This is a genomic window from Nocardia sp. NPDC051929 (assembly GCF_044548645.1).
Taxonomy (GTDB): domain Bacteria; phylum Actinomycetota; class Actinomycetes; order Mycobacteriales; family Mycobacteriaceae; genus Nocardia; species Nocardia sichangensis.
This window is the reverse complement of sequence record NZ_JBIUCG010000005.1, coordinates 139,642-154,139: the sequence shown is the minus strand read 5'-3', so window position 1 is coordinate 154,139 and position 14,498 is coordinate 139,642. Positions and strand designations below refer to the sequence as shown.

The following is a 14,498-nucleotide window of genomic DNA, read 5'->3' as shown; positions in this document are numbered from 1 at the left end:
TGTCCCAGATAGCCTGTGGGAAGCGATCCGGCAGAAGGTGAAAATTCATGAGTGCTACCACCATTGCCCGGCAGTGCACGTTGTGTGAGGCGCACTGCGGAATTCTCGTCACGGTCTCCGGTGACCAGGTGACGCGGATCGAGGGCAATCCGCAGGACGTGCTGTCGAAGGGGTACATCTGCCCGAAGGCGACGGCGATGGGCGGGTTGCACCATGACCCGGATCGGTTGCGGACGCCGGTGCGGCGGGTGGGTTCGTCGTTCGAGCCGATCGGCTGGGACGAGGCATTCGACGAGATCGGTCGGCGGTTGCGCGAGGTGCGTCGCGAGCACGGCAACAGCGCGATCGGCATGTATCTGGGGAATCCGGCCGCGCACAGCTCGTCGGTGCTGTACGCGGTGTTGCTGCGGTCGGTGCTGCTGACGCGGAACTTCTTCTCGGCGTCGTCGATCGATCAGTTCCCGCAGGAGTTCGTCGCGTGGCGGATGTTCGGCTCGAATGTGCTGATGCCGGTGACCGATATCGATCGGACCGACCGCCTGGTGATCCTGGGGGCGAATCCGGCGGTGTCGAACGGGTCGGTGACGACCATGCCGAATGCGAAGCAGCGGATCCGGGACGTGCGGCGGCGTGGTGGGAAGGTCGTGGTGATCGACCCGCGGCGGACCGAGACGGCGCGGCTGGCCGATCAGTATGTCGCGGTGGCTGCGGGCGGGGATGTGTATCTGTTGCTGGCGATGTTGCATGTGCTGGTCGCCGAGGATCTGTGTGACGAGGGGGCGATTCGCGCGTCGAGCACCGGTTGGGAGCGGTTGCGTGCGCTGGTGGCCGAGGCGTCGCCGGAGCAGATGGCGCAGTACGCGGGAGTGGACGCGGAGACGATTCGCGGGCTGGCTCGGGAGCACGCGGCGGCGCGCTCGGCGGTGCTGTACGCGCGGATCGGGGTGTGCCAGCAGGTGACCGGCACGTTGACGCATTGGCTGGTGAACACGATCAACGCGGTGACGGGCAACTTGGATCGGGCGGGTGGGCAGATGTTCGCGACGCCGCCGATCGATGCGCCGCGGTATGCGAAGTACCTGCCGATGGGGTATGGGGCGTGGACCGACAGCTCCGGGACCTACAAGTCGTTCCGCTCGGAGTTGCCGGTGGCGGCGCTGGCGCAGGAGATGTCGGCCGAGGGGCCGGGCCGGATCCGCGCGATGATCACGTATGCGGGCAATCCGGTGTTGTCCACGCCGCAGCGCGGCCGGTTGGGGGCGGCGCTGGACGGGCTGGATTTCTATGTGGCCGTGGACATGTACGTCACGGAGACGACGCGGCACGCGGACATCATCCTGCCGCCGATCTCGCCGTTGGAGCGCGAGGACGTCAACATCCTGTTCCCGGTGTTCAGTGTGCGCAACAATCTGCGTTTCGACGCGCGCGTGTTCGAGCCGCCCGCCGATGGGCTGGAGGATTGGCAGATCATGGCGCGGTTGGTCACCGAAATGGTGCCGTTGCCTGCGCGGCGGCTCACCGCGCGGGTGCTCAACGCGGTGTTCGATCGGGTCAGCCCCGTGCGGATCGCCGCGCTGGGGGTGGCGGCGGGGCCGTATGGGGTGTTGCGGCGGGGTCGCAAGGGTTTGACGGTGGGTAAGGCGCGTGCGGCGGCGGGCGGTATCGATCTGGGTCCGTTGCGGCCGAGGCTGCGGTCGCTGCTGGGGACGAAGGATCGGAAGGTGCATGTGGCGCCGGAGGATTTCGTGGCGGCGGCGCGTGAGGTTCTCGCGGCCGCGCGGCGGGGTGAGGCGGTGACCGCGCCCGCCGACGGCTACGACTTGAAGTTGATCGGTCGCCGTCATCTGCGCAGCAACAATTCGTGGTTGCACAATGTGCCGTCGATGGTGAAGGGGCGCGATCGTTGCACGGCGCTGATGCATCCGCAGGATGCGGCGGCGCGCGGGTTGCGCGACGGTGAGCCGGTGACGGTGCGTTCTCGCACCGGGGCGATCGTGGTGCCGTTGGAGGTCAGTGACGACATCCGGGCCGGGACGGTGGCGATCCCGCACGGGTGGGGACATCAGGAGCCGGGTGTCGGGTGGACGGTGGCGGCGTCGCTGCCGGGCGCGAATGTGAACCTGCTGCACGATCCGGCGGTGACCGACACGTTCTCGGGGACGGCGGCGGTGAACAACACGTGGGTGACGGTGACGCGGGCGTCGGTCGACTCCGGGGAGCGTGTGGACCTCAGCGAGCGCGAACCCGCGCCGACCGCTTGACGAGTGTGGACCGTCTGTTCGGCAGCGTCATCGCCGTTGGCTGGCGCCATCTGCCGATGGGATGGTCTGGCACTGTTGCTTCCTGGCGCTGCCGAGGCAGAACCGATGCCGGTCACCGTCCAGGTGATGGAATGTGCCATATGCGGGCGGGGCGGCGGTGAAATAGGCAAACCCTCCGCCCCCGCTCGAGCAGTATCTGCCCGCTATGGGGCTGGTCGTGCGGCACTTTCTATGCGGTAGAGCCCGAGCAGTCGCCGCTTTCCCGGTCGACCGGCATGGTTTTCCCTCTGCGCACGGGAGGCGACCTGCGCGAGGTGGGTCATTTGCTCACCTGGTCGACGCGGGTGCCGTCCAGCCAGGGTTGGGGGTCGGCCAGGAACGGGGTGTCGGCGAGGCGGTCGAGGTCTTCGAAGAAGGCTTTGGTGGTGCGGGCGGCCGCGGTGGTGGTGCCGACGGAGACGAATCCGGCTTGTTCGGCGTCGAGGCCGCGGGAGAGGGATTTATCGGAGCCGAAGTAGACGGCGCGTTTGAGTTCGGCGACGACGACCGGGTTGCGGGCGGCCAGCCGGGCCGCGGTGGCCTGGGTTTCGGTGAGCAGGTCCTCGGCCGGCAGTACGCGGTTCACCAGGCCGAGACGCAGCGCTTCCTGGGCGGTGAACGGCGTGCCTTCGAGGGTGACCTCGATGGCTTTGGCGGCGCCGAGCAGGCGGGTGAGGCGTTGGGTCGCGCCGCCGCCGGGAATGAGGTTGGCCAGCGTCTCGATCTGGCCCAAGCGCACGTGGTCGGCGTCGGCGGCGTAGCGCAGATCGCAGGCCAGCGCGATCTCGTGCCCGCCGCCGAGTGCGGGTCCGTTGATGGCGGCGAGGTAGGCGACGCCGGAGCGGTTCATCCGCAAGGTGGTGCGTTTCCAGCGGTAACCCCAGACCAGGCCCGCACCGAGACCGCCTCCGTGGCGTTCGACCAGGTCGGTGGCGCCGGGAACGTGCAGGACGGCAGCGGCGGCGCGCAGGAACGGTGCGGCGGCGCGAGCGGGGACGAAGGGGCGTGGTTTCTCGATCATGCCGCCGAGGGCGGCGGGGTCGGCATGGGTGAGGAAGCGGCCGGGCAGTCCTCCGGTGAGCACGACCGCGCCCACGGTGTCGTCGATATCGACCGCGGCGGTGAGAAGGTCGAGGTCGCGGACGACCGCGGTGGTGACGAAGTTCCACGGGGGCGCGACCACACGCGCGGTGAGTACCCGCCCGGACTGGTCGAGTTCGATGGTTTCCAGGGGCAGGTCGGCGGCGGACATCGGCGGCTCCTTCGGTGCGCATATCGGCGGTCGGGACGCGAGAACGGTTCCACGCGAACGCGTTTCGGAAGCGGTCCAGCGCAGTCGTGGACTACACCCTAATGTTGCGGACCGGCGGGGCCGGTCCGCAACATCGGTCAGGCCGTGGGCTTGTGGACGCGGGTGTCGTGGAATTCCAGGAATGCCGCGAGGGTCTGCTCGGGTGCCTCCAGTTGCGGGTAGTGGCCGATTCGCGACAGTTCCACGACATCGGGGTCGGTGATCAGTTCGCGGTAGCGGTGCACCATGTGGCCGCCGGAGACGGGATCGGACAGGCCGTCGACGAGCCGGACGGGGACCTGGGCCTGCTGCAGTGCGCCCACCCAGCGCTTGCGCTGCTTGCGGCGTTCGGCCATGTAGCGGATGAGTTTGTGGCCGTTGCTCTTGCCGTGCCTGCTGCACCACAGCAGCCAGAACTGGTGCAGTTCGATGTCGGTGGGTTTGGTGTCGGGCCCGAATACCGCGGCCAAGCTGTGGTGGAAGGTGCGTTCGCTGCCCAGGACGCCGACCAGCGGGCCGAGCGGGCTCGCCAGCAGCCGCTGCACCGGGCGGGGGCGGTGTGTTTCGGGGAACAAGCCGCCGTTGAGCAGGCACACCGACTCGATCACCAGGGATTCGTCGCCGGCGGCGCGGCGTTCGGCGTCGCGGGCCACAAGCTCCTGGGCGACGGTGTCGCCGTAGTCGTGGGCGAGGATGTGGTACCGGCTGATGCCCTGTTCCCGCAGCAGGTTCTCGTGGATGTCGGCTTGGTCGGTGATGCGGTAGTCGTAGTGGCGGGGTTTGGCCGACCAGCCGAAGCCGATCATGTCGGGGGCGATGACCCTGGCGAATCGTTCGCACAGGCCCGGCCAGATCCGATGCCAGTCCCAGGACGCGGTGGGAAATCCGTGGATGCACACCAGCGTCCCGTGGGTGCCTGCGCCTCCGTCGCGCCAGAAGATCTGGTGGCCGCGATGAGTGTGGCGTCGTCCGTTCGCCCGCCAGGACGCGAACTCCTCCATGTCTACCTCCTTGTCGTCGACAAGCATGGCGCGTGTGTGCGCCCGGGCACAGTAGTTCGGTCGGCCGTGCACGTGTCATCTACCGCGCCGGCCGATAGCCGATCGTGCGCTCTGCGAGAATTTCACCGTGCATGTCGCGATCGGCCTGGTTGTTCTCGTCGCGTCGGCGGCCGCGTTGGCGGCGCTGGCGCGACGGTTCGGGATCTCCGAACCGCTGGTACTGACGGTGGGCGGGGTGGCGGCGTCGTATCTGCCGTTCGTGCCGGAGATCCATTTGGAGCCGGAGATCATTCTGCTCGGTTTCCTGCCTCCTTTGCTGTATACCGCCGCGATCCGCACGTCGCTGGTGGATTTCCGGGCGAATGCGCGCACGATCGGGTTGTTGTCGGTGGGGTTGGTGTTGTTCACGACCTTCGCTGTGGCGGTGGTGGTGTGGTGGCTGCTGCCGGTGCCGTTCGCGGTCGCTGTCGCGCTGGGTGCGGTGGTGGCTCCGCCGGATGCGGTGGCCGCCACGGCGGTGGCGCGGCGGATCGGGATGCCGCGGCGGATCGTGACGATCCTGGAGGACGAGTCGCTGTTCAACGACGCGACCGCGCTGGTGGCGTTGCGGACGGCGCTGGCGGCGATGGTGGGCACGGTGTCGGTGTGGGCGGCCGGCGCCGATTTCGCGCTGGCGGCCGGTGGCGGCGCGGCGGTGGGAGTGGTGGTGGCCTATCTGCTGGCGATGTTGCGGCGGCGGATCACCGACCCGGTGATGGACACGACGTTGTCGTTCCTGGCGCCGTTCGCGGCGTATCTGCCCGCTGAGGGCATCCACGCCTCGGGGGTGATCGCGGTGGTCGTGTGCGGGATGATCCTCGGACACAACGCGCCGGTGTGGCAGAGCGCCGCGTCGCGGATCGCCGAGCGCATCAATTGGCGCACGATCCAGTTCATCCTGGAGAGCGCGGTGTTCGTGCTGATCGGGTTGCAGGTGCGCGGCATCGTGGAGGGTGCTTGGCACAGCGAGCTCGACCACGCCACCCTGCTGTGGTCGGCGGTGGCGGTGCTGGCCGCGACGATGCTGGCGCGTCCGGTCTGGGTGTTCGGGTCGTCGTTGTTGTCGCGCAGTCTCGGTGGTGGCGAGGCGGTGCCGGTGAGTCATCTGGTGGTGGTGTCGTGGGCGGGGATGCGGGGGGTGGTGACGTTGGCGGCGGTGCTGCTGCTACCGCAGGACACTCCGTTGCTGGCCGTGCTGCGGCTGCTGGCGCTGGTGGTGGTGGCGGGAACGCTGCTGGTGCAAGGCACGTCGTTGCCGTGGCTGGTGCGGTGGCTGCGGTTGCGCGCGCCCAGTCGCGCCGAGGACGCGTTGCAGAAGGCCAACGTGTTGCAGCAGGCGACCGCGGCCGGTTTGGCCGCTCTCGAGCGGGAAGTTACGCCGGACACGCCGCCGGGGGTGGTGCAGACGTTGCGTGATCGGGTCCTGTGGAAGGCCAACGCCGCCTGGGAGCGGTTGGGGCGGGCGGAGTCGGAGCTGGTGACACCCACCGCGGAGTACCGGCGGCTGCGGTTGGCGATGTTGCAGGCCGAACGGGAAACCGTCTTGCGCGTACGGGATTCGGGCGCCGTCGACTACGAGATCCTGCAGCATGTGCTGGCGCAGTTGGATCTCGAGGAGTCGATCATCGATCGCTACGACGAGACCGAGGAAGAACGGGTCGAACCGCTGGCGGCGGCGGGGGCCGACGACGCTTGCGCGCATCTGCGGGACGCGCCGCTGGTGCGTGCGCACGGCGGGCCGGACGAATGCGGCGAATGTCTCGCGGAGGGACTGGCGTGGGTGCATCTGCGGATGTGCTTGTCGTGCGGGCACATCGCCTGCTGCGACTCTTCTCCGGGCAATCACGCGACCAAGCACTACGGCGCCAGCGGGCATCCGGTGATGCGCAGTGTGGAGCCGGGAGAGGCGTGGCGCTGGTGCTATGTCGACGAGCTGCTCGGTTAGCCGGAGTGGGTCAGCGCTGCGCGTGGGAGTAGATCAGGCGCGCGTATTCGGCCAGCAGCTGGTCCAGTGACAGGTTCTCCCCGCCCGCGGCGATCTGCTGGTAGCCGACGAGCATCGCCATGCCCAGTGAGGTGACCACGGCGGCGGTGTCGTCGTCGCCGACGACCCCCTTGATCGCTTTGTGCACGGTGCGCCTGCGGGATTCGTCGACGCGCTTGAGTGCGAGGTTGACCGATTCGTCGTTGGCCGCCCAGGCGCGGATGGCGGCTTCGGCGGAATGGTGCAGTCCGGCGGCGAGGTCGGACATGGCGCGGATGTCGTCATCGGGGTTGCCCTGGTTGAACGGCATGGTGCCCAGGATGCGCACTTGGCGGTTCTCCCAGTGTTCGAGCAGGGCGTCGACGAATCCTTGCCAACTGCCGAAGTGGTGGTAGAACGATCCGCTGGTGACGCCGAGCTGCCGGCACAGGACGCCGATGTTGAGACCTTTGAAGCCGAGTTCGGCGAGCACTTCCAAGCCGGTGTCGAAGTACTGCTCCTTGGTGACCACTCGTGACATACGCGCGCCGTTCTCTTCGTTCGGTCAGGGGGAGGGACCGAACAGTACCCCATCGTAGCGTCGGCTGGACCGACCTCGGGAAGTACCGATGCGTACGCCGAGAAGACGCTTCGGTACCTGTTACCTGCTGAAATATTTAGCGCGCGTGGGTGGATCGCGCGCGGATCTGCTCAGCGAGGTGCCCGGCAGCGGCGTGCGGGCCGTACTCGCCGTCGCTCCCCCACCCCTTTGACCCCTGTCTTCACCATTCCCTTCACCCCGCGATGGCCGCGCTGATCCAGGTCGAGCTCACCCCGAAAAGCGCCGTCGCCTCGATGACCACCGGCCGCCGCTTCGGCGGCGTCGACGCCGCGGTAGCGCTGCTGGCCCCGCTGGGCGGCAAGGACCCCCGGCACTCTCGGTGCGATCGAGAACACCATGTACGCCGCCGCCGCCGTCACGGGACTGACCACCTAGCGCTCCGGCCACCGTGCGGGGCGCACTCGAAATTGCTGCGTCGCAAGAATTCTCCCTCATTCCGTGGGTTGGTAATTCCTGATGGATTGCTGTGTCACGCCTTTTCCTCGGCTTCACGGTGAAGTCGTCGACGGAATGCGGCACGGTGGGAGCGGGAATCTTGTCATCGGACCGGGTGATGGCCGAAGCCGGAGAGATGGCGATAAATCCCAGCTCAGCGCGTATCAGAGGTGGAACACCGGCGGTCACCCCGCCCGGTGCAGGCCGGTTTCTGTTTATTCATTCCTCGTTCACGAGAAAGACGATCGCGTCATACACGCTGCTGACTTCGTGTTTTCTACTGAAAGGGAGCGATCGTGGAATTGCTGACAGTTCTCGCCGACCTCATGACCGCCGTGTTCCAAGCCGGTAGCGGCAGCGCGGCCTGACCCGCCCCGCCGCGGCGGTCGGTCCGCGACCCCATCGCCCGGCGCGGCGGGCAGCGCAATCCGCACGGCCGGAACCGCCGATCCCGTTGCCGGAGAAGTGGTTCGGTCGTGCGCGGACGAACCGGTCGTGGATCCGGAAACGGGCGAAAACGCCCCGCCGAGCACGGTCGGACACCTACGGTCTGGGAAAGCCGGGTGTACCGAACGGGGTTGTGCGATGACCGAACCGAACACGTCCTGCGCCGCATTCCAGCACAGCGCCGCGATCGATCCGGACGCGGTGGCCGTCCGGTCCATCGGCGGCGGACAAACGCTCACCTGGCGGGTGTACGCCGAAGAAGTGCGCGCGGTCGCGGCGGGCCTGGCCGCGCTGGGTGTCGGCCGCGGCGACACGGTGGCGTTGATGATGGGCAACCGGGTGGAGTTCTATCCCCTGGAAGTCGGCGCGCAGCACACCGGCGCGACCTCGTTCTCGGTGTACAACACCCTCTCGCCCGAACAACTGACCTACGTGTTCGCCAACGCGGGCAATCGGGTGGTGATCTGCGAGCAGCAGTACCTCGAGCGGATCCGTGCCTGCGGCACGCCGATCGAGACCATCGTCTGCATCGACGCCACGCCCGAGGGCACCGTGGGGCTCGACGAACTGAAAGCCATGGGCCGCCCCGATTTCGACTTCGAGGCGACCTGGCGGGGCGTGCGGCCCGACGACGTGCTCACCCTCGTCTACACCTCCGGCACCACCGGCAACCCCAAGGGTGTGGAGATCACCCACGCCAATCTGCTGGCCGAAGCGCGAGCGTTCCACGCGGTGCTGCCGGTGGAGTTCGGCGACCGGCAGACCTCCTACCTGCCCTCGGCGCACATGGCCGACCGGTTCTGCTCGCTGTATCTGCAGCAGGTGTACGGCACGCAGATCACCGTGGTGCCCGACCGGTCGCTGCTGCCGGCCGCGTTGGCCGACGTGCACCCCACCATCTGGGGCGCGGTGCCGCGGGTGTGGGAGAAACTGAAGGCCGCCATCGAGTTCTCCGTCGCCGCCGAACCCGACGACGCCCGGCGCGGTGCGCTGCGGTGGGCGCTGGACGTGGCGGCGCGCAAGGCCGACGCCCAGCTGCGTGGCGAACCGATCGATGACCAGCTGGCGGCCGAATGGGCGCGGGCCGACGAGCAGGTGCTGTCGGCGTTGCGCGCCGGAATCGGCCTGGACCGACTGAAGTGGGCGATGTCGGGCGCCGCGCCGATTCCACCGCAGACCCTCGGGTTCTTCTTCGGCATCGGCATCCCGATCTCGGAGATCTGGGGCATGTCCGAACTGACCTGCGTGGCCAGCGCCTGCTCGCCGGAGCAGGCGCGGCTGGGTTCGGTGGGCCGGATGCTGCCGGGAATGCAGTGGCGGATCGCCGAGGACGGGGAATTCCTGGTGCGCGGGCCACTGGTGATGAAGGGCTACCGCAAACAGCCGCGGCAGACCGCCGAAGCGCTCGACCCGGACGGGTGGCTGCACACCGGCGACATCATGTCCGTCGACGCCGAGGGGTATCTGCGGGTGGTCGACCGCAAGAAAGAGCTGATCATCAACTCGGCGGGCAAGAACATGTCCCCGGCCAACATCGAGAACGCGATCAAGGCCTCGACGCCGCTGGTGGGCGCCATCGCCACCATCGGGGACGCGCGCCCGTACAACACGGCGCTGATCGTCATCGACGCCGAGACCGCGGCACTGTATGCCGCCGAGCACGCGCTGCCGGATGCCTCGGCGGCGGCGTTGGCGGCCGAGGACGGGGTGATCGCCGCGATCGCGCGCGGCGTGGCGGCGGGCAACGCCACGTTGTCGCGGGTCGAGCAGATCAAACGGTTCACCGTGCTGCCGGTGTTCTGGGAGCCCGGCGGCGACGAGGTCACCTTGACGATGAAGTTGCGGCGCAAGCCGATCGCCGACAAGTACGCCGAACAGATCGCACAGCTCTACGCCGAAGACCTCGCCGCGACCGTGCACGAACCCGACGGGCAGCGATCCCGCGCCGGCGGCGCGGACACGCTCACAGCTGGAAGGTGAGCCGCTGTGGGCGCACGTAGTCGGCCGGATCGTGCAGGGTGCGCAGTTCCGGTCGCCGTGGCGCGGTGATCCGTTCCAGTTCCGCGCGCAACGGTGCGTCGTAGGTCGCCGCGCTCGCGGTGAGTCCGGGCAGCCAGTTGTCGTGATGGCTCGGCACGAACAGCGCGGGGGTGAGGGCTTCGATGTAGGTGCGGGGATCGCGCAGCCCGTTGCTGATCTGGTTGTAGCCCTGCACCGCGCCGATCTGCACGTCGGTGGCCGGGAGCGCGGCGAGGGTGTCGAAGACCTGCGGGGCGCGTTCGGTGAGCGGTCCGGTCGAGTCGTGCCACACCAGGCACAAGCCCGGCACCCGGAACTGGTACAGCAGCACCCCTCCTTCGGGGTCGCGCAGCCGCGGCACACCTTGCAGCAGACCGCTCAGCGTCGGCGGGTGGGTCAGCACGATGCCCGGTTGCGGGCGGGGAAAGAAGCGCGGTGATCCGCCGACGGGATCGGACGGGGTGCGTGCGGAGTGCAGGTGCCGCACGACGGTCACCTCGACCGCGCCCACAGCGAAATCCTCCCGGGTGCCGATCGCGGTGCCCGCGTCACCGTGCACGGCGGTGGGGAACGCTGGATCGGTGACCTGTGCGGCGATGCTCGCGCAGTGCTCGGCGGTGCCGTGTACGACCGCGCCGCTGGCCTGGGCGATGCGTCCGGCGTCGGCGGCGTGGTCGAAGTGGCCGTGGCCGATGAAGATCGCCGCGGGTGCCAGGTCCACCAGGTCCTGCGGGGTGGCGGGGACGTAACCTGTGCTGGTCAGCCGGGGCACCCACGCGTCGAGCAGGAACACCGAACCGCCGATGGCCAGGGCGAAGGTGGTGCAGCCGACCCACGACAGCACGACCCGGTCGGTGCGCAGGGCGCCGGTCTGCGGGTCGACGGTGTCGGCGCCGAAGAAGCGGGCGCGCGCGGCGATCGTGCGCGGGTCGGCGGGATCGGCCGCCGGCCGCAAGACGCCTGCGCTGAGGGAGGTCAGTTTGCCGCCGGGGCCGAACAGGCCGAGGCCGGGAAGCTTGCACACCCCCGTACCCCATCACGTGCGGGGGATGCGGGCAAGAGACCGGCTACAGGCGTACGCCCAGCAGGGCGTCGACGGCGGTGGTGATCAGCGTGGGGGCGTCGGTGTCCTGGCCGCCGTAGTCCAGTGCCTGGCGGGCCCAGTTGTCGAGGGCGTCGAGCGCCTTGGGGGTGTCCAGATCGTCGGCCAGGTGCTGGCGCAGGCGGGCGACGGTGTCGGTGGCCGACGGGCCCGCGGGCAACGCGGTGGCTTCGCGCCACAGCTCCAAGCGCTGCTGCGCCCGCTCGAGCAGGGCGTCGGTCCACATCCGGTCTTGCCGGTAGTGGCCGGCCAGCAGGCCGAGGCGGATGGCGGACGGGTCGACGCCGCCGCGGCGCAGCGTGGACACCAGCACGAGGTTGCCGCGGGACTTCGACATCTTCTCCCCGTCCAGCCCGATCAGGCCGGCGTGCACGTAGTGGCGGGCGAAGCGGCGGCCGGCGATGAGCGACTCGGCGTGCGCGGCGGAGTATTCGTGGTGGGGGTAGATCAGGTCACTGCCGCCGCCCTGGATGTCGAATTCCGGGCCGATGCGGTTCAACGCGATCGCCGAACACTCGATGTGCCAGCCGGGTCGGCCCGGGCCGAAGGGGGCGGGCCAGGACGGCTCGCCGGGCCGCGCCGAGCGCCACAGCAGCGCGTCGATGGTGTCGCGTTTACCGGGACGGTCCGGGTCGCCGCCGCGTTCGGCGAACAGCCGCTGCATGGTGGCGCGGTCGTAGCCGGATTCGTAACCGAACTGGTCGGTGGCGTCGGCGCGGAAGTAGATGTCGGGGTACTCGGCGTCGTCGACGACGTAGGCGGCGCCGGAAGCCAGCAGTTTCTGCACGAATTCGACGACCTCGTCGACGGATTCGACGGCGCCGACGTAGTCGCGGGGCGGCACGATCCGCAGCGCGGCCATGTCCTCACGGAACAGGTCGGTCTCCGCCGCGCCGAGGTCGCGCCAGTCCACGCCGTCGCGGGCGGCGCGTTCGAACAGCGGGTCGTCGACGTCGGTGACGTTCTGCACGTAGTGCACGTCGTGGCCCGCGTCGCGCCACAGCCGGTTGACCAGGTCGAAGGTCAGGTAGGTGGCGGCGTGCCCGAGGTGGGTGGCGTCGTAGGGGGTGATGCCGCAGACGTACATGGTGGCGGTGGGGCCGGGGGTGACCGGGCGCACCAGACGGTCGGCGGTGTCGTACAACCGCAACGGCGGTCCTGCTCCGGGGACGGTGGGGAGGACGGTATCGGACCAGGACTGCATGCTTACGAGGGTAAAGGTGTGGTGGAGGTCATCGGGCCCCGGCCCGGTCGCCGCGCCCATGCGGCCGGTAGGGTCGCCTGCCGCGACCTGCGTCTTCCAGCAAATCGTGGGATGTCAATAATTACGGTTTCGCTGAATCAGCTGTCGGTGCCGCGGGTGGGATCGGTGACGGTGTTGGGGCCGATCGCGAACGTCCCGTCCAGTTCGGGGATGTCGGGATCGGTGTCGGCGAGCGCGAGCTGAGTGAATTCGCCGCGCGCGACGTCGAACTCGAGTTCGTGATAGGCGACCGTATCGCCCCAGTCCGCGGAAGGCAACGAGATGAACCGCATGGTGAACCGCCCGGAGTCCACCGAACCCTCGGTCATGACGTAGACGCCGAAGTGGTTCTCCCCCGCCGAGCTCAGCCAGTAGACGCCGTTGTCGTAGAGGTGCAGGTCGGTGTCGGGGTAGGGCTTCTTGTCGTAGAGGTGCACGTAGTGCAATGCGATGCGGTAGGTCGGCGCGCCGACGGCGACCCGCACCACCGGTGCCGCGCGATCGGGAGTGGAGTGGGGCATCGCGTCCTCCTCGTCGTCGCGCCGAGCGCTCGAAGCTTCAACTGTGCCAGGAAACCCCGCGCACGGCAGCGGTCGCGATCAGAACGCCGGCCACGGAATGGGCCGGGAGGTGCGCGGCAGCGGCATCACCGGGTCGTCGAGCACCTGCTGGGTGCGTTCGATCAACGCGTCGATCTCGGCGTCGGTGATGTGCTCGCCGAGCGTGTCGGCGAACGCGCCCGGCAACTGCTTGGCGAAGGCGGTGATGTCGGCGATCAGCCCGTCGTCGATGGGCTGCCCGGCCCAGCCCCACAGCACCGTGCGCAGTTTGTGGTCGGTGTGCAAGCAGATGCCGTGGTCGACGCCGTAGACCTGCCCGTCCACCCCTTCCAGCGCGTGCCCGCCCTTGCGGTCGGCGTTGTTGAGCAGGACGTCCAGCACCGCCATGCGCTGCAACCGCGGATCGTCGGCGTGGATCAGCGACACTTCGTTGCCGACGTCGTCCACCGCGCGCAGCACCTCGCGGAAGCCGTCGGGCACCGCGCCCGCCGGGCACAGGTCGATCAGGTCGAGGCGGTCGCCGCGGTCGGTGTGGTTGTCGACGCCCACGACCCAGCGTTGCACCATGCCGAAGCCGAAAGGGCCGTCGCGCAAGATGGTTTCGGGGATCACGCCCCAGCCGATCGCCTCGGAGATCAGATACGAGGCCACCTCGCGTCCGGCCAGGGTGCCGTCGGGGAAATCCCACAGCGGTCGTTCGCCGCGGATCGGTTTGTAGACCACCCGCAGGGGTGTCTCGCCGGTGGCGGTGTCGTTCACGTCGCAGACCAGGGTGACGTTGCTGGCGGTGCTGACCCGCCCGATCACGGTCAGTTCACCGTTGTGGAATCCGTCCCCGGCCTCGGCCACCGAATCACTCCTCCATTTCGGCCGCGCCGAAGATCTCACCGCGTTTGTAGCCGTTGGTGCGCACGCACATGTGCCCGCGCGCCGACAGCGGCTCACCGCACAGCGGGCACGGCGGGCGGCCCGCCGCGATCACCCGGGTGGAGCGCAGCGCGAATTCGCGGGCTTGGATCGGGGTGAGGAACACCCGCACCGCGTCGGGCCCCTCTTCGGTGTCGTCGAGGACCACCGACTCGTCGACCTCGGTCTCGGTGATCGCCAGCAATTCCACCACCACCGCGCCCGCGTCGGCGTCCCAGCCCAGGCCCATGGTGCCGACACGGAACTCGGCGTCGATGGGGGTGACCAGCGGTGCGTTGTCGGCGACGTCCTCGGCCTGCGGGGGCACTTCGGCGCCGAAGCGGCGCGCGACCTCGTCCAGCAGCAGACCCATCCGGTCGGCGAGCACCTTGACCTGCTGCTTTTCCAGCAGCACGCTGACCACGCGCGGTTCCTGCACGGCCTGCAGATAGAACGCGCGATCGCCCGGCTCACCGACGGTCCCGGCGACGAAACGATCGGGGGTGCGGAATACATGGATTGCGCGTGACACATGCACCTCCTGATATGACCCTGATCGACTACCCGCGG

The 14,498-nt window shown here is 68.9% G+C and carries 11 protein-coding genes and 1 pseudogene; 4 read left to right on the top strand and 8 right to left on the bottom strand.

What is annotated here, in order from left to right; all coding sequences use genetic code 11:
• The first annotated feature begins 47 nt into the window (after window positions 1-47).
• The gene (locus ACIHAX_RS08200) at window positions 48-2,261 is read left to right on the top strand and encodes a molybdopterin oxidoreductase family protein (protein ID WP_397276496.1); all 2,214 of its coding nucleotides are present in this window, start codon (window positions 48-50) and stop codon (window positions 2,259-2,261) included.
• Window positions 2,262-2,580: 319 nt separating this feature from the next.
• Here the strand turns inward: ACIHAX_RS08200 and ACIHAX_RS08195 are convergent, their stop codons facing one another.
• Both ACIHAX_RS08195 and ACIHAX_RS08190 read right to left on the bottom strand, forming a co-directional pair.
• A complete protein-coding gene (locus ACIHAX_RS08195; RefSeq protein WP_355078016.1) occupies window positions 2,581-3,552 on the bottom strand; it encodes an enoyl-CoA hydratase-related protein in 972 nt (323 codons plus the stop codon).
• Between the two features lie 137 nt (window positions 3,553-3,689).
• Entirely contained in the window at window positions 3,690-4,592 is a 903-nt protein-coding gene (locus ACIHAX_RS08190; protein ID WP_364435032.1) for an alpha/beta hydrolase, read from the bottom strand.
• Between the two features lie 127 nt (window positions 4,593-4,719).
• Between ACIHAX_RS08190 and ACIHAX_RS08185 the strand changes: the two genes are divergently transcribed.
• Window positions 4,720-6,576: a Na+/H+ antiporter gene (locus ACIHAX_RS08185; protein ID WP_356966090.1), complete on the top strand. Its 1,857-nt coding sequence runs from the start codon at window positions 4,720-4,722 to the stop codon at window positions 6,574-6,576.
• A gap of 10 nt (window positions 6,577-6,586) precedes the next feature.
• Here the strand turns inward: ACIHAX_RS08185 and ACIHAX_RS08180 are convergent, their stop codons facing one another.
• A complete protein-coding gene (locus ACIHAX_RS08180; RefSeq protein WP_355078013.1) occupies window positions 6,587-7,135 on the bottom strand; it encodes a TetR/AcrR family transcriptional regulator in 549 nt (182 codons plus the stop codon).
• Between the two features lie 257 nt (window positions 7,136-7,392).
• Here ACIHAX_RS08180 and ACIHAX_RS08175 point away from each other — a divergent pair.
• Both ACIHAX_RS08175 and fadD11 read left to right on the top strand, forming a co-directional pair.
• A pseudogene (locus tag ACIHAX_RS08175) lies at window positions 7,393-7,591 on the top strand (enoyl-CoA hydratase/isomerase family protein); the annotation flags it as partial.
• Between the two features lie 645 nt (window positions 7,592-8,236).
• Window positions 8,237-10,078 (top strand): fatty acid--CoA ligase FadD11, encoded by a 1,842-nt coding sequence (fadD11, locus tag ACIHAX_RS08170; RefSeq protein ID WP_397276493.1) that lies wholly within the window; start codon window positions 8,237-8,239, stop codon window positions 10,076-10,078.
• Here fadD11 and ACIHAX_RS08165 read toward each other — a convergent pair.
• The 5 genes from ACIHAX_RS08165 to ACIHAX_RS08145 form a co-directional block, all read right to left on the bottom strand.
• A complete protein-coding gene (locus ACIHAX_RS08165; RefSeq protein ID WP_364435040.1) occupies window positions 10,062-11,141 on the bottom strand; it encodes an MBL fold metallo-hydrolase in 1,080 nt (359 codons plus the stop codon). The two genes, fadD11 and ACIHAX_RS08165, sit on opposite strands and share 17 nt — an antisense overlap.
• Window positions 11,142-11,184: 43 nt before the next feature.
• Window positions 11,185-12,423: a cysteine--1-D-myo-inosityl 2-amino-2-deoxy-alpha-D-glucopyranoside ligase gene (gene mshC, locus ACIHAX_RS08160; protein WP_397276491.1), complete on the bottom strand. Its 1,239-nt coding sequence runs from the start codon at window positions 12,421-12,423 to the stop codon at window positions 11,185-11,187.
• Window positions 12,424-12,560: 137 nt separating this feature from the next.
• On the bottom strand, window positions 12,561-12,983 hold the full coding sequence (locus ACIHAX_RS08155; RefSeq protein ID WP_355078009.1) for a hypothetical protein: 423 nt from the start codon (window positions 12,981-12,983) through the stop codon (window positions 12,561-12,563).
• 78 nt (window positions 12,984-13,061) lie between these two features.
• Window positions 13,062-13,871: an SCO1664 family protein gene (locus tag ACIHAX_RS08150; protein ID WP_356966099.1), complete on the bottom strand. Its 810-nt coding sequence runs from the start codon at window positions 13,869-13,871 to the stop codon at window positions 13,062-13,064.
• Window positions 13,872-13,875: 4 nt separating this feature from the next.
• Window positions 13,876-14,460 carry a DUF3090 domain-containing protein gene (locus ACIHAX_RS08145; protein WP_355078007.1) on the bottom strand — a complete coding sequence of 195 codons (585 nt, stop codon included), beginning with the start codon at window positions 14,458-14,460 and terminating at the stop codon, window positions 13,876-13,878.
• Between the last annotated feature and the right edge of the window lie 38 nt (window positions 14,461-14,498).

Coding starts and splice junctions, on each gene's coding strand:
- ACIHAX_RS08200 (WP_397276496.1), top strand. CDS start 48: ATGAGTGCTACCACCATTGCCCGGCAGTGCACGTTGTGTGAGGCGCAC.
- fadD11 (WP_397276493.1), top strand. CDS start 8,237: ATGACCGAACCGAACACGTCCTGCGCCGCATTCCAGCACAGCGCCGCG.
- mshC (WP_397276491.1), bottom strand. CDS start 12,423: ATGCAGTCCTGGTCCGATACCGTCCTCCCCACCGTCCCCGGAGCAGGA.
- ACIHAX_RS08195 (WP_355078016.1), bottom strand. CDS start 3,552: ATGTCCGCCGCCGACCTGCCCCTGGAAACCATCGAACTCGACCAGTCC.
- ACIHAX_RS08190 (WP_364435032.1), bottom strand. CDS start 4,592: ATGGAGGAGTTCGCGTCCTGGCGGGCGAACGGACGACGCCACACTCAT.
- ACIHAX_RS08155 (WP_355078009.1), bottom strand. CDS start 12,983: ATGCCCCACTCCACTCCCGATCGCGCGGCACCGGTGGTGCGGGTCGCC.
- ACIHAX_RS08180 (WP_355078013.1), bottom strand. CDS start 7,135: ATGTCACGAGTGGTCACCAAGGAGCAGTACTTCGACACCGGCTTGGAA.